The organism is Bacteroidota bacterium (genome assembly GCA_017303975.1).
Classification (GTDB): domain Bacteria; phylum Bacteroidota; class Bacteroidia; order JAFLBG01; family JAFLBG01; genus JAFLBG01.
Map to the genome: position 1 here is coordinate 17,889 of JAFLBG010000015.1, position 14,935 is coordinate 32,823.

The following is a 14,935-nucleotide window of genomic DNA, read 5'->3' on the forward strand; positions in this document are numbered from 1 at the left end:
TGATTGTTTTTTGATTTACACTAAATCTAACAACGGCTCCAAACCTATTCAAGGAGGGCTTTCTAGCTTTTTTTTCTTATCGTGCGTTGTTCAATTCTTTTCTCGTAATCCACACCTTGAAATATACGATGAACGTAAATACCTGGAGTATGAATATGATCAGGATCTAATTCTCCAACAGGAACTAATTGCTCTACCTCTGCAATAGTTATTTTACCTGCCATTGCCATCAATGGATTAAAGTTCCTTGCCGTTTCCTTAAAAATTAAATTGCCGTGAGCATCGCCTTTCCAAGCTTTTACAATCGCAAAATCAGCATCAAATGCATGTTCAAGTAAATAATCTTTTCCATTAAAACTTCTGACTTCCTTACCCTCTGCGACTTCTGTACCTACCCCAGCTGGAGTAAATACAGCAGGCATTCCATAGCCGGCAGCCATACAGCGTGTAGCTAAAGTTCCTTGCGGAATTAATTCAACTTCCAATTCGCCACTTAGTAACTGTCGTTCAAATTCTGCATTCTCGCCCACGTAAGAGGAAATCATTTTTTTTACTTGATGTCCTTTCAACATCAATCCAATTCCAAAATCATCAACACCTGCATTGTTGGAAATACAAGTTAAATTCTTAACCCCTTTCTTTACCAATGCTGCAATGCAGTTCTCCGGTATGCCGCACAAACCAAAACCTCCAAGCATGAGCACCATCCCATCCTGTATATCTTTTATTGCTTCTTCTGCATTTGTTACTGTTTTATTCATTCCTTCAATTATTTATGTACTAAATTTTGTGATTTATATTTCTAACTAAAAGCACTATTTATCAAATTCAAAAGGATCGTAATCATCACTGGTATCCATCTCTCTATCGTATTTACTGCAGTCCATTTCTATATCAAGTTTTTTCTGTGGTTTATCAAAATCACCTTGAGATACTTTTAATTTTTTATCGGCATATACTTTCTGAAAAAATTTAGCCCAAATAGGCAATGCCATACTTGCGCCCTGCCCTTGGTCGGTTGAATTAAAATGTACACTTCTATCTTCAGCTCCAACCCAACAACCTGCAACGATATCGGGAGTAAGCCCCATAAACCAACCATCGGAGTTGTTTTGGGTAGTACCAGTTTTACCGGCAATAGGAGAATTTAATTTGTATTTGTAACGCAAACGCACGCCTGTTCCATATTGTACAACACCTTTCATAAGAGATAACATTACATACGCTTTTTCTTCGCTCATCACTTCTTCGGTATTCGGAATAAACTCTTGCAACACCCTGCCATTCTTATCTTCTATACGAGTAACGAAAATTGGCTCTGTCCAACGTCCTTTGTTGGCAAAAGTACTATTAGCTCCAACCATCTCAAACACAGATATATCTGCTGTTCCCAAACAGATTGATGGCACGGGGTCTATTGTACTTGTAACACCCATTCGGTGCACAAAATCAACAACAGCTTTTGGCCCAAATTGCTTCATGATATAAGCTGTTACAAAATTTATGGAGCGAGCCAATGCAAATTGCAATGTTACCATTTTCCCATTGTCCTTGTCATCCGAGTTAGAAGGAGTCCATTGTTTATCATCGTACGTAATAGTTACAGGAACATTCGGCACTCTATAACATGGAGAATATCCTTCTTGAATTGCAAGAGCATAAATAAATGGTTTAAATGTTGAACCTACCTGACGTTTGCTCTCTTTTACATGGTCGTACTTAAAATGTTTATGATTAATGCCGCCCACCCAAGCCTTGATATATCCCGTTTGTGGATCCATAGCCATAAAACCTGTTTGCAAAATACTTTTAGCGTATTTTATTGAATCCCACGGACTCATAATAGTATCCTTCTCGCCTTTCCATGTAAATATTTTCATTTTTATAGGTGCATTAAATACCAAATTGATAGAATCTTCGGGCATGCTTGCAATTTTAAGAACTCGATATCTTTCGGAGCGCTTAACAGCCATTTTCATTATTTGCTCTATTTCCTTTTTATTTACATTCCATGCAAAAGGTGCATTTTTTTTGCGCTTACAATCTTTAAAAAACAATTCTTGAATATCTGCCATGTGCTCTGACACAGCTTCTTCGGCATATTTTTGCATACGAGAATTGATGGTAGTATAAATTCTCAGTCCATCTCTGTACACATCGTACTCTGTCCCATCAGGTTTTTTATTTTCCTTACACCAATTTTTCAGAAACTTATCGCGCAAATGCTCTCTAAAATAAGTAGCCAACCCCTCGTTGTGTCCTTCGGGTTTAAACTCCAATCCTAGAGGTAATGCTTTTAGCGAATCGTATTGTTGTCTATTTAAATAACCATAATTGTGCATCTGAAACAACACCACATTTCTTCTTTCTTGCGTACGCTCTGGCCGTCTGATAGGATTAAACAAAGCTGGATTTTTAGCCATACCAACCAACATTGCTGATTGCTCAATACGCAACGAATCCGGAGTTGAATTAAAATAAATCTGAGCTGCAGATTTTATACCAACTGCATTATTAATAAAATCGAACTTATTTAAATACATGGTTAAAATTTCATCCTTCGTGTACTGCCTCTCTAGTTTTACGGCAATAACCCATTCTTTAAATTTGCGCACAGCCAAGCTCAATTTAGACGCATTCTTCTCACGCGGAAAAAGCATTTTTGCCAATTGCTGTGTTATGGTGCTTCCTCCTCCCGAACTTTGATCGCCACCAATAACCGTTTTTACCAAAACTCTTAACAAGCCTCGTCCGTCAATGCCGGAATGACTGTAAAAACGAATGTCTTCAGTAGCAATTAAGGCATTTATCATATTCGTATCTAAATCCTTAAACCTAATATTTACACGGTTCTCGGCATAATACTTGCCTAGCAGCTTCATGTCTGATGAATATATTTCTGAAGCTAAATTATTCTTTGGGTTTTGAAGTTCCGAAATAGAAGGCAACGGCCCAAGCCACCCCATTGCTACAAACGTAACCAACAGAAATAGCAGCAAAATTGGGCTTATGAGAATAAGCCACGCATACTTCTTAATTTTATTTCCTTTTTTACTTGCCAAACTATTGTGTATAATACGCTTAAAATTAATATTATTGGGAATACAATAATGTTATTGCAATAAAAAAATATTAGTATATTAGAAGCTCATATGAAAAGTGCCTTTTTACGTTGTTTTATTTTAGTAGCGGTGTGCTTCACTATTCTACTTTCTTCTTGTGGTGAAAACCACTCAAAAAATGAGGATACTCAAACTGTTGATTCTACAAAGGAGAGTCAACCCGAAAAAGCTAACAACATTTTTTATTCTATTCCATCTCCAATAGAAATGGCAGGTCTATTACGAAAAGCAGGAGCTGTTTACAATTTAAAATACCTAAATGATGTAGAGAACATTGGCAAATACACTACCTCTGCCAACCAAGCGATTAATCTAGGAGTTTATGGCACAGACATGAGCTTTGCAAGTATATTCGACCAGGCGCAAGAAACAATGCTTTACTTAAAATGTGTAAATAAACTATCTAAAGAATTGGGTATTAGCAATGCATTTGACGATGGAACAGCATCGAGAATGGAAGCTAACTCAGGGAACAGAGATTCTATACTTCAAATAATTGCCGATGCCTATTGGGTGGCAGACTCCCATTTAAAAAACGAAAACAGAGCCGGCATATCTGCATTAATTATTGCAGGAGGCTGGGTAGAAGGATTGTACATAGCTACAAAAGTTGCCGAAACAACTAATAACAACGAAATAAAAACCCGTATCGGAGAACAAAAACTATCCTTAAACAATGTATTATCCTTGTTAGAAAGCTATCCGGCAGACGATAATTTGAATCTGGTTATTGAGGATTTAAAATCGCTGCGCACACTATTTGACGAAATAAAAATAAACCAATCTAAACATACCATAAAAACGGATGCAGCTAATAAAATAAGTACTATTAGTGGCGAAACAGTTGTAGAGATTAATGACGAACAATTAAAAAAAATAACAAACAAAATAGAAACAATTAGAAATAACCTAATAAAATAAGTATGATGAATCGTTTAAATCTGTTAAAAGTAGCTGTATTAATTTTTGTTGCATCTTATGCAAACATGTCTAATGCACAATGCAAACTAATGGTAAAAGGCTGTTTGCCAAAACTTGCTCCATATACAAATAATAGTCAAATGAATAGCACAGTACTACGTGCGGGTGAGTCGGCAGAATTAGAAATGACATTTTATTCAGGTCAAGAATATAGATTATTTATTTGCTCTCAAGAAGTACTTGGCAAAATTGGATTTAAACTAATGGACATGAACAAAAATGTTTTGTTTGAAAACAAAAAAGATAACATAAATTATTTTGATTTTAATGTGCAAGCTACACAGCAAATGATTGTTGAAGTTTCTGCTCCTGCTGGAACAAACAAAGACATGGTAGAAGCTGGTTGCGTGTCTATACTAGTTGGATTTAAAGATCCAAAATAATTTCGGATTCCATTTTTTAACAAATTACTTCATGACGAAATATATCTGTTTTTCTTTTTTATTTTTCATGATTTTGAGTGTTGGATGTAAGAAAAAAGATACTACACTACCCGTAATTGAGCTAATTGGAGATGCAAATGTGAGTAGCCCACTAAACGCTACTTATACCGACCAAGGTGCAAGTGCGATGGATGATGAAGACGGGGACTTAAGGTCTGTAATTGAAGTTGACAATCCTGTAAACAAAGATTCTGCCGCTACCTATACCGTTACCTATACGGTTATGGATGCTTCAGGCAATGAATCATCTGTTACTCGCAATGTTAGAATATATAATGAAGCGGAAGCATATGCTGGTAGTTATACAGTAGCTGATGAAACGCCTTTTGGCATTGGCTCCACAACAAATTATACCGAAACAATTTCTGTTTCTAAGTCAGTAAACAAACGTATGTGGGTAACCACATTTGGAAATCAAGTGAATGGGAAAGCCTATTTTGATGTTAACTTAACAACTAACTCCTTATCTATTCCTACACAAACTGTAGTTTGCGGCAGCCCTGCGGTATCTAGAACATTTGGAAATCCTATTGGGTCATCGCTTTCTAGTTCCATAAGTACAGGATCTGTAACTATTATAAATATGTATTTTAGCCACGTTACATTATCTACACCAAACAATGTATGCAAAGGCATTTACACCAAATTGTAATATTAAAAACTAACACTTACAAAAGGCTACCTAAAAAGTAGCCTTTGTTATTTAAAATGGCGAGGAAGGCTTTTCATAAACTAAGTGCACTATTGCTACTCTTATTAGTAATGGTGGTGTTGTATTTTTTCTCGCGTATCGCGTTCTATACCGCCAACTCAAATTTGTTTGTTATCCAAAACAACTCCGATTTAGTAAAAATAATTATAGGAGGGTTTCGTTTTGACCTAGCTGGAATTTTTATACTAAATATTCCATTTGCTATTCTATTCGGATTTATTGCATTTAACAAAGAGCATGGTTACCTCTTTTTTTTAAAACACTTCTTTGTAATTACAAATTCAATTGCCTTATTTTCAAATTTTGTAGATGTGGTTTACTATCCCTATACACTAAAAAGATCTACAATACATGTATTTGATTTTTTTACCCAAGGAGGCGACTTATACAGGCTATTGCCCACCTTTCTACTTTACTATTGGTATATTTTTATAGCCGGTGCAATTACAGTTTATCTACTATATAAAGTATTTACTATTATCATCAAACGATTTCTACCAAATGAAATAAGCTGGTTGGCAAATAGTATGCAGGCAATTATTTTAATTGGTATATTTTTAATATTATGTAGAGGAGGCATTCAGTTAAGACCAATTAATAGCATTGATGCAAGTAAGTACACAAAGGCAGAAAATATTCCGCTTGTATTAAACACTCCATTTTCAATTATTAAGAGTATTGAAAAAAATAGTATTGAACCTAAAAAATATTTTTCTGAAGAAGTAGCAAATAGCCTATATAGCCCTATTCATAAAGGGGAAAAAGAATTTAAACCACATAATGTTGTTATATTAATATTAGAAAGTTTCTCTAAAGAATATATTGGATACTTAACAGGTAAGCAAACCTACACTCCATTTTTAGATTCACTTTTGGCAAAATCTTTTTGTTTTGAAAATGGATATGCAAATGGTAAAAAATCTATAGAAGGCATTCCAGCTATACTTGCTTCTATTCCTACACTTATGGAAGATCCATTTATTTCATCGCCTTATAGTGAGAATAGTATAGAAAGTATTGCTACCTGTTTAAAAAGAAAAAAATACCAAACAGCCTTTTTTCATGGAGGAACAAATGGAACTATGAACTTTAACTCCTTTGCGGCAGTAGCCGGATTTGATAGTTATATAGGCAGAACAGAGTATGCAAATGACACTGATTATGATGGCAGATGGGGCATTTGGGATGAACCTTTTTTACAATACTCGGCAAAAAAAATGAACGAAATGCGAGAACCCTTTTTATCAACTGTATTTACGCTTAGTTCACACCACCCCTACTCTATTCCAACGCAACATAAAAACAAATTTACAGAAGGAAAATCTCCTATTCACAAATGTGTGCAATACACCGACTACAGCTTACAGCTTTTCTTTAACAGCATTGAAAAAATGCCGTGGTATAAAAACACAGTGTTTGTGATAGTTGCAGACCATACCGGAATTTTAGCAGACGATGATTACAATACAAAAACAGGGCAATTGGCTATACCTATTGCGTTCTATTGCCCTAACGATACATTACTTTTAGGGAAAAAAAATAAAGTTGCTCAACAAATTGATATTATGCCTTCGCTACTTAGTTATTTAAATTATGACGAGCCTTATTTTAGTTTTGGATTTAATCTCTTCGATAACTCCAAAACTAATTTTGCATTAAGCTACTCCGATGGAATATTCCAAGCGATAGATAGTACAGCTGCTATTTATTTTGACGGCAAAAAAACATTGTCTATTTCAGATTTTAAGAATCAGGAAAATGAAGCTGCAAACACGTCAAAAAGCTTATTAATAAAAGAAAAAAGCTTAAAGGCATTTTTGCAAACGTATGATGAGTGCATGGTAAATAACAGAATGACAATAAAAAGATTTACTAAAAAATAACAGCATGTCAAACAAAAATAAAAACAGGGTAAATATTGTTTACTCGACCAATAAGGATTTTTCTTATCAAGAAGATGAATCCTCTGAACAAGAAACATTACCTCCGCAACAACAAAACCTAAAACTCTTTTTAGATAGAAAAGGTGGTGGCAAAGTTATTACCCGAATTGCTGATTTTATAGGAAATTCAACCGATTTGGAAAACCTAGGAAAACAGCTAAAACAAAAATTCGGTGTAGGCGGCACAGCTAAAAACAATGAAATACTAATACAAGGCGACCACCGAGATAAAATACTAAAGCTCTTGCTAGATAATGGCTACAAAGCTAAAAAAGCCGGAGGGTAAAAACATAAACCTTAGATTACAAAATACGCTTTGCGCAGCTTATAGTCTAAGGCTTATGTATATTGGTAATTTTATTGTGCAAAAATATCGCCTACTTGTGTAGTAGCATTAGGATTAAGTACGATGCTAGCTGCATTGAAATTAATAATCACATTTGCTCCTGATGTATTTTGCTTAACTACATCTTCCATCCAATACTTTGCGGTCAAACCTGTTCCCATACATGGAATGGATGAAAAAGTAAAATTGCCGGCAACATTACTATTTACAGTGTATGCAGCAGTATCCAATGTTACATTAGTCAACATTCCGTTTCCGCTACCCATTGGATAACCTGATAGACTATAACTCATCCACATTTTTACTTGCTGAAAATTTGCAGCTTGAGATATGGTAGTATTGCCATCCAAGTTATAATCTGCATATACTCTACCTTCTGCTCCACTATTCTTTTTATACACGTAGATTGTAGATGTACCATAAGATGTGTGATTAGCATCGGTATTTGTATTCAACTCTAACACCTGTGCAGAAAAATTAATACTGGTATATCCAGAGGCACTTACAAATCCACTTATTATACCAGGATAAACATTACTAAATACTGCTATTCCAGATGCATCTACGGTAGCAGTAGATACGCTACCATTATGTTGAATTTTAACTGTTGCGCCCATCAACCCACTTGTTTTGCCAGTTTCGCCAACTGCAATTACTTGAACTGCATAGTTAACAGTAGTTGTTCCATTAGGAATATTATTTTCATTCGTATTTGCAATAGGAGTTGCAGGCTCTACAACAACTTCCTTATCACAACTTGTAAGAATTAAAGTTCCAATTAATAAATTAAAAAATAGACTTTTTGTTTTCATAATATAGTATTGATTTTAGTTTTAATTGTACGAAAAAGGGCGTTCGGAGCGTATTACACCATACTGTTTTTTCAAAACATCGTCATAATAGTCAGTATAGTTTCCAATTCTATCAAATGTAGCCAACACCTCTTCTAAATCAAGCCCTCTAACTTCCCTTATATATCCAAGGTATACAAAATCATTCAAAATCGAAAAAGCTATACCTCCGTGAAGTAGAGCATTTATTTGCAAAAGCTCTTTAAATAATCTTTCGCTGGGTTGAATCGCATATAAATCAACAACAGGAGATGAGCACGCAAAATAACAACCTACTGTTCCATCTTGCTCGGCTAAAGGAAGAATATTTACATATACAGTAGCAGAACCCTTCCTTAGATTCCAACTTCCTTGTTGCTCACCTCTACAATCTGCAGGGTTTAAGCCTAGTTCATAAATTGCCTGCTCGACAAGTTGATAATAAGGCGTAAGTTCCATAAATCTGTTTTAAAAATTAACTAAAAAAGGGCTGATTCCCAAACTAAGAAAAAAAAGCAAAATAAAAATCAAAATTAAGGATGTGTCAAATTTACCAACCTTTTGGTTCTGCTATTATATTTCTCTATCTCACCAAACTAATATTGCCGTATTTTTTAACGTTCTTTCCGTTTACAAAATCGGCAACAAGTGTGTACATAAAAACACCCGTATCCTGTAATTCGTTTTTATACGTTCCATCCCAGCAATCTTTAGGGTTTGAGGTCTCAAAAACTTTTTCTCCCCATCTGTTGTAGATTACAAATTCGACATTTTTTATGCATTTTTCATAGATACAAAGCTTATCATTTTGATTATCTGCATTTGGCGAAAAAGCATTTGGCACAAATACTTCTCCACACACATATTCAACAAAGACAGTTACAGTATCTATTGCTGAACAACCATTAGCATTGTAAGTAGAAACAAAATAAGTTGTTGTAACGGTTGGAGATGCAACAGTAGAAAAACAGGTGTCACAATCTAACGATTCGGAAGGGAACCAACTGCAAGTAGTAGCACCTACACTAGACACAGATAGCGTAGTACTACTACCATAATCAATAGTTACATCTGCACTAACGTTTATCGAATTACTTAGCAAATTGACTGATTTTACAGCAGTACTTTTAATTCCAAAACAACCTTCAACAGATAACGAAACGTTGTAGACTCCTGAAGTAGCAAATAAATGATTCGGATTAGCAACAGAAGATGTATCATTTAACATTGAGCCAGAATCGTCAAAAGACCACGCATACGAACGTATTTCGTTACAACCTTGCAAACTGCTATCTGAAAAATTAATTAGGATTGGTGCACATCCACTTGTTATAGATGTGGTATAAGCAGCAATTACGGTATCAGGCATAAATTTCCATAAATCATTAATACCTCCATTAAATCCTGCATTCCAATCCTCTCCACCAAAAAACCACAATCCATCCTTATTTTTCCAGGCACTACTTCTATATCTTGCACCCGGATTATTAGATGCAGAGGGCACTCCTTGCGTATTATAAACAGCATTTGCTTGAGGAAGCGAGTCCCCACTTATCCAAGTCCATTCGTTGTTTTGAATACTGTATCTCCACAAATCATTTCTTGGGCCAAATTGCGTCCATCCTCCAAACAACCATAAATTATCGCAATCATCCGTCCATTCTGAATTACAATACCTTCGTTCTCCAACCGAATTTTGCGCGGAAGAAATACATTTTGAATTGTGCACCGTGCCGTATGTTGCAAGTGAATCGCCCCAAACCCACGTCCATTGATTACTTCCAACATCATACTTCCATAAATCATTATTCAATCCGTTTGGACCATAACCACCAAACAACCACAAATTTCCTTGACTATCTTTCCAATTGGTGTACACTTGACGAGCAGAAGGAACATTTGAAGGGCTTGGCACACCTTTAGTTCCATAATGCCCATAATCATTTACGGCATTGCTACCACTCATCCAAGTCCATTGATTAGTAGCTACACTATATCTCCACAAATCATTTCCATCTCCGGCTGTAGGATAGATGCGACCACCAAACAACCATAAATCGCCATTATTATCCGTCCACGCACACGAAGTTTCATCTCGTGCAGGAGGTTCGTTAAATGCAGAAGAAACACCTTTTACTCCATAAGATCCCACAGAACTCGCATTAGGTGTACCCTTCATCCATGTCCACCAACCGGTTGACAAATCATACTTCCATAAATCATTGAGCATCGACCAGCCGCCACTCATTGAATTTCCGCCAAACAACCAAAAATTTCCAACAGCATCAATCCAAGTAAGAAAGCCTGCTGTTCTATTGGAAGGCCAATTGGTAGAAGCGGAAACGCCTTGAGTTCCTTTACTTCCGGGTGTATTTATGCTGCTGTCTCCTCCAACCCACATCCATTGATTTAGAGATGGGCTATATTTCCACAAATCATTTCTTGATTCATTTAGATTGAGTCGCCCTCCAGCAAACAACCAAAAATCTCCAATATTATCAACCCATTGTCCTGCGTAGCTTCTAGCGGGAGGTAAATTACCGGGAGCAAAAAAGCCCTTAGTTCCATAATTACCTGATGTATTAAAAACAGTATCCCCCTTCATCCAAACCCATTGATTATACTGCGCTTGAACACATATAGAACTGAAGAAAAAAACAGAGAATATAACTAAAGAAAATCCTTTATATCCAATTTTCATTATTGCCTAATTAATCTTTACAAGCCACTGCTCTGGATCTAATTTAGTTTGACCTTTCCATATTTCTATATGCAACTCTGTAGCAGATTGATCTTCGTTGAAGTTAATATTTCCAATACTTTCTTTCGTTTTTATTTTATCTCCAGCTTTCACAAAAACCTTATTCAAATTAGAATACACACTTAAAAATTCTCCATGTCTAATTATTACAACGTTTCCAATGCCAGGAACAGAAGTAACTCCGGTAACCTCTCCTTCAAACACAGCCCGCGCTAATGCTCCCTTGGTAGTAGAAATATCCAATCCATTATTTGACACTTCAATATCGGGCATAAGCGGATGTGGATGTATACCAAATCGCTCGGTTATAATTCCTTTAATAACAGGCCAAGGCAACTTACCTTTGTTATTAGAAAAAGTATTAGAAAGTTGCTGCGACTCCGGTGTTAACACAAGCGACTTTGACTCGGGTCGCTTTTCTTCTTTTGCCTTTTCGCGTGCTTTTTTTATTTCTTCTTCTATTATACGCTGAATAGCGGCTTGCAGTTTCTCAGCATCTTTCTTCTTTTTCTCTAACTCTTTCTTCAGTTGTTTTTCCTTGTCTTGCAACTGAACCAACACCTCTTCTTTTTCTTTCTTTTCTGTATCTAAATTTATTTTTTCTTGCTGCTCAGAACTTAGCAAACTTGTCTTCTCAGTTTTTCGCTGCTCTAACTGGGCTATTTGAACATTCAAATCCACTTGTGTCTGCGAAATAATAGCTGCCTGCTTTTTGCGATAATCGCTATACTGCTGAAAATATTTAAGCCGCAAATAGGCTTGATTAAAATCTTTTGAAGCAAACACAAACATCAATTTTCCATATGAATCTCTGTTTCTATAGGCAAAATAGATCATTTTTGCATATTCTTCCTTTAGCTTTTTTAAATCGGCTTCTAGTGCTGCAATTGATTTATTATTCTCCGAAATCTGCTTGTTTATAATTTTTATTTCGCTGTTAATAGTATAAATCAATTCCTGCCGAATATTTATTTTTTTATTAAGGGTTACTAATTGATTTAACGAAAGTTTTTTATTCTTTTTGGTTTCTTTCAGCAGTTCGTTTGTGTATTTTATTTCGTCTTGAAGCGCTTTTTTCTTTCCTTCCAAATCTTTTTTGTTTTGAGCAGATACAATAGAATCCACACTGCTAATAACTAGCAGAAAACATACAAACAAATATCCAAGAATACTATTTGTCCTTTTTCTGTTCATAATTTATTCTATCGTATTTTTCCGGAATGGTAAATTGAAAAGAGAGCTCTTTATTAAGTTGAATTTTGCTGTAATCAATATCTATAGCTATTTGCTTTTCTGCTTTAATTACATATTTTATCTTAGACGGAAATATAGTAGAATCAACCATTTGAAATTTAGAAAAATCGGCATTAAAAGACCTATCGGTAGAAAATTCGTTAAATAAAATTCTAGATATTTTATAAGTAGTTGGCTGCAACCAAATACTTTGCATCGGGTCTTTATACTCTTTATTCTTTTCAAGCACTTTACGCAATTTTCTTTTTCGTGTAGTAGTAAGCAAGTGCAATGTGCCGTCTGTAGCTGAACGCAGCTTGTCATCGTCTTCATAAAACTCTACACTATTTCCTACCAATAACGACTGAAGCAACTCATAATCCAAATCAGCATTCAATAGTTTGCTTATGTATTGAAAATCGCCAATAAAAAAAGAGGAGTTGAGTCTATTTAAAAACTTAACACTATCCTTGGTAATCAACACCCGTGCAACTTCAATGCCCAAGGCGGGAGAAATAGACATCCAGATTAAACTGTCTTTAAAAATTCGCAGATTCACATTAAACGAATTTTTTGAAGAATCGATAACAGCTTCACATTCAAATTTTCCAGATACAGTTGTAAACTGAACTTCGTTTTTTTTCAAATTCTGCAACAAAACTTGTTTGTTCTTATACTCTGCGTTATTAGCGGTTGTTTGCTGACTTTGATTAATAATTTTTCGCTTACTCTTACAGGAGGTCAGAATTAGAAGAAAGCAAGCGGTTGCGTAGATATATTTCATCAAAAAATTATTCATATAATTTTTGATCAACTACTTTCTTATTCAAAAAATCAGAACCTTGTCCTTTATCTTTTGCCATTTTCCAGTATTTCAACGCCTCGTCTTTTTTCCCAAGCTGGTATAATATATCTCCGTAATGTTCTAAAATAACACTATTGTTTGCACCTCCATTTTGAATAGCCTTTTCTATCCATATTTGAGCATCGCTATACTTTTTCATCTGATACAAAATCCATCCGTACGTGTCTAAATACGAATCATTGTTAGGAGCTAACTCATTCGAACGTTTCGACATTTGTTCTGCTCTTTCTAAATCTTGATTGCGAAGTGATAAATAATATGCATAGTTATTTAACACGAAAACATTATTCGAATCAACAGAAAGTGCCTTTTCATAAGCCTCATCAGACAATTTATGATCAGGCACTTTATTATATGCATCGCCCAAGGAGGAGTAAAACTGACCCAACATTGGCTTATTATCTACAACATAAGTAACACCTTGCTTAAGAACATCAACGGCTTCTTGACTTTTACCCAACTGCATGGCAGCAATTCCTTTAAGTAAATATGGCAATGGCTGATTAGGAAAAAGCTCCATAGCTTCTGTACTCTCTTTGTACATTGCATCAAAATCATTTAGCTCTGAATTTAGTATAAGCAGCTGACTCCAAAGCACAAATTTTTCCTTATCCAATTCAACAGCCTTTCTATAAGCATTTCTGGCATCTTTGGATTGCTTATACTTATTTAAAAAATCTCCATTTACCGAATGCGCCTTTGCATCTTTTGGATATAACTCGGTAAGAATCTTGCATAACTCTAAATTTTTTGTGCGCTCTACAGAATCGGTATCTTTTGAAGTATAATAAAAACGAAGAAGTAATTGTATTTTATTATCGATATCTATGTACTCGCTTTTAAATGCAAGTTTCAATTCATCAAAAGATTTTTGCTCGTCTTTAATCGTTTTATAATAATCAGAAAGTGATAAATGCACCAAACCATACGTTGAATCTAACTTTAAAACTTGCAAATACGACTCCAACGCTTTTTCCTTCATCCCCTTTTCCATATAGGTTTCGCCCAACATTCCCAAATACTTAGGCTCATTAGGAAATGTAGCAATCAATTTATTTAGCTCTTCTATTATTTTGTCGTTCTGTTTAAGTTGTTTGTATAAATTGAGCTTTTGCATAGAAATGCTTTCGTTTACACCCAGCATCAACTCCAACTTCTCATACGTTTTCATCGCATCATCTACCTTACCAGACAACAGCTGTAGGCTTGCCAAGCTTTCGTAAAAATCTAATCTTTCGGGATACGACTTAAGCAAGGTTAGATAAACTTTTATGGCATCTGAATATTTTCGTTCCTTTGTATAACACTCTGCTAGCAACAATCCATACCATTCATTTTTAGAATCTAGTTTAAATGCCTCTCGTGCTAAAACAGTTGCATTACGAACATCTCTTTTAAAATTATAAATACCTGCCAACTCATATAGCGCTGCAGCATTTGTGGGATCGGCCTTTATACATTGTGCATACAAAATTGCTGCTTTATCAATATTTCCAAGCATTTTTTCTTTGCTTGCATTGATATAATTCTGCGCTATTTCAATTTGTTGCTTTTCGCTAAGCTTCGAAGTTTTAACAGAAGTTGTGGTGTTGGAATTTGCAGAAGATGGAGACACAGCACCTTTCTTGCTTTTGCAAGAAAATTGCGCAACGGCAATAAGTAGTAAAAAGAGGTAATATGTAACTGATTTATTTATCAT

At 35.2% G+C, this 14,935-nt stretch carries 13 protein-coding genes; 5 read left to right on the forward strand and 8 right to left on the reverse strand.

The window, feature by feature from the left end; translation table 11 throughout:
• Positions 1 to 62: 62 nt before the first annotated feature.
• Together J0M08_07005 and J0M08_07010 are read right to left on the reverse strand one after the other, a co-directional pair.
• Positions 63 to 761, reverse strand: coding sequence for a CoA transferase subunit A (locus J0M08_07005; protein ID MBN8702795.1), 699 nt, complete (start codon positions 759 to 761; stop codon positions 63 to 65).
• A 54-nt stretch (positions 762 to 815) separates the two neighbouring features.
• Positions 816 to 2,966, reverse strand: coding sequence for a transglycosylase domain-containing protein (locus tag J0M08_07010; GenBank protein MBN8702796.1), 2,151 nt, complete (start codon positions 2,964 to 2,966; stop codon positions 816 to 818).
• A gap of 186 nt (positions 2,967 to 3,152) precedes the next feature.
• Here J0M08_07010 and J0M08_07015 point away from each other — a divergent pair, with 186 nt between their 5' ends.
• The 5 genes from J0M08_07015 to J0M08_07035 are packed head-to-tail and all read left to right on the forward strand — an operon-like array spanning position 3,153 to position 7,487.
• The gene (locus J0M08_07015; protein MBN8702797.1) at positions 3,153 to 4,043 is read left to right on the forward strand and encodes a hypothetical protein; all 891 of its coding nucleotides are present in this window, start codon (positions 3,153 to 3,155) and stop codon (positions 4,041 to 4,043) included.
• 2 nt (positions 4,044 to 4,045) lie between these two features.
• On the forward strand, positions 4,046 to 4,486 hold the full coding sequence (locus J0M08_07020; protein MBN8702798.1) for a hypothetical protein: 441 nt from the start codon (positions 4,046 to 4,048) through the stop codon (positions 4,484 to 4,486).
• A gap of 31 nt (positions 4,487 to 4,517) precedes the next feature.
• Positions 4,518 to 5,198: a DUF5011 domain-containing protein gene (locus J0M08_07025; GenBank protein ID MBN8702799.1), complete on the forward strand. Its 681-nt coding sequence runs from the start codon at positions 4,518 to 4,520 to the stop codon at positions 5,196 to 5,198.
• Between the two features lie 56 nt (positions 5,199 to 5,254).
• Positions 5,255 to 7,141: a sulfatase-like hydrolase/transferase gene (locus J0M08_07030; GenBank protein MBN8702800.1), complete on the forward strand. Its 1,887-nt coding sequence runs from the start codon at positions 5,255 to 5,257 to the stop codon at positions 7,139 to 7,141.
• Positions 7,142 to 7,145: 4 nt separating this feature from the next.
• On the forward strand, positions 7,146 to 7,487 hold the full coding sequence (locus J0M08_07035; GenBank protein MBN8702801.1) for a translation initiation factor: 342 nt from the start codon (positions 7,146 to 7,148) through the stop codon (positions 7,485 to 7,487).
• A gap of 71 nt (positions 7,488 to 7,558) precedes the next feature.
• On the opposite strand, the gene J0M08_07040 is transcribed toward J0M08_07035, so the two are convergent.
• From J0M08_07040 to J0M08_07065, 6 genes are all read right to left on the reverse strand, one after another.
• A complete protein-coding gene (locus tag J0M08_07040; protein ID MBN8702802.1) occupies positions 7,559 to 8,359 on the reverse strand; it encodes a carboxypeptidase regulatory-like domain-containing protein in 801 nt (266 codons plus the stop codon).
• Positions 8,360 to 8,380: 21 nt separating this feature from the next.
• On the reverse strand, positions 8,381 to 8,836 hold the full coding sequence (locus J0M08_07045) for a YbjN domain-containing protein (protein ID MBN8702803.1): 456 nt from the start codon (positions 8,834 to 8,836) through the stop codon (positions 8,381 to 8,383).
• A 124-nt stretch (positions 8,837 to 8,960) separates the two neighbouring features.
• On the reverse strand, positions 8,961 to 11,078 hold the full coding sequence (locus tag J0M08_07050; protein MBN8702804.1) for a gliding motility-associated C-terminal domain-containing protein: 2,118 nt from the start codon (positions 11,076 to 11,078) through the stop codon (positions 8,961 to 8,963).
• Positions 11,079 to 11,084: 6 nt separating this feature from the next.
• Positions 11,085 to 12,332 (reverse strand): peptidoglycan DD-metalloendopeptidase family protein, encoded by a 1,248-nt coding sequence (locus tag J0M08_07055; protein MBN8702805.1) that lies wholly within the window; start codon positions 12,330 to 12,332, stop codon positions 11,085 to 11,087.
• Positions 12,310 to 13,155, reverse strand: a complete 846-nt coding sequence (locus J0M08_07060; protein MBN8702806.1) for a DUF4292 domain-containing protein — start codon at positions 13,153 to 13,155, stop codon at positions 12,310 to 12,312. The genes J0M08_07055 and J0M08_07060 overlap by 23 nt, the downstream gene beginning before the upstream one ends.
• Positions 13,156 to 13,162: 7 nt before the next feature.
• Positions 13,163 to 14,935: a tetratricopeptide repeat protein gene (locus J0M08_07065; protein MBN8702807.1), complete on the reverse strand. Its 1,773-nt coding sequence runs from the start codon at positions 14,933 to 14,935 to the stop codon at positions 13,163 to 13,165.

What these genes read in the sequence shown, in the direction of transcription:
- J0M08_07005 (MBN8702795.1), bottom strand. Translation starts at nt 761, where the DNA reads ATGAATAAAACAGTAACAAATGCAGAAGAAGCAATAAAAGATATACAG.
- J0M08_07010 (MBN8702796.1), bottom strand. Translation starts at nt 2,966, where the DNA reads ATGGGGTGGCTTGGGCCGTTGCCTTCTATTTCGGAACTTCAAAACCCA.
- J0M08_07015 (MBN8702797.1), top strand. Translation starts at nt 3,153, where the DNA reads ATGAAAAGTGCCTTTTTACGTTGTTTTATTTTAGTAGCGGTGTGCTTC.
- J0M08_07020 (MBN8702798.1), top strand. Translation starts at nt 4,046, where the DNA reads ATGATGAATCGTTTAAATCTGTTAAAAGTAGCTGTATTAATTTTTGTT.
- J0M08_07025 (MBN8702799.1), top strand. Translation starts at nt 4,518, where the DNA reads ATGACGAAATATATCTGTTTTTCTTTTTTATTTTTCATGATTTTGAGT.
- J0M08_07030 (MBN8702800.1), top strand. Translation starts at nt 5,255, where the DNA reads ATGGCGAGGAAGGCTTTTCATAAACTAAGTGCACTATTGCTACTCTTA.
- J0M08_07035 (MBN8702801.1), top strand. Translation starts at nt 7,146, where the DNA reads ATGTCAAACAAAAATAAAAACAGGGTAAATATTGTTTACTCGACCAAT.
- J0M08_07040 (MBN8702802.1), bottom strand. Translation starts at nt 8,359, where the DNA reads ATGAAAACAAAAAGTCTATTTTTTAATTTATTAATTGGAACTTTAATT.
- J0M08_07045 (MBN8702803.1), bottom strand. Translation starts at nt 8,836, where the DNA reads ATGGAACTTACGCCTTATTATCAACTTGTCGAGCAGGCAATTTATGAA.
- J0M08_07050 (MBN8702804.1), bottom strand. Translation starts at nt 11,078, where the DNA reads ATGAAAATTGGATATAAAGGATTTTCTTTAGTTATATTCTCTGTTTTT.
- J0M08_07055 (MBN8702805.1), bottom strand. Translation starts at nt 12,332, where the DNA reads ATGAACAGAAAAAGGACAAATAGTATTCTTGGATATTTGTTTGTATGT.
- J0M08_07060 (MBN8702806.1), bottom strand. Translation starts at nt 13,155, where the DNA reads ATGAAATATATCTACGCAACCGCTTGCTTTCTTCTAATTCTGACCTCC.
- J0M08_07065 (MBN8702807.1), bottom strand. Translation starts at nt 14,935, where the DNA reads ATGATAAATAAATCAGTTACATATTACCTCTTTTTACTACTTATTGCC.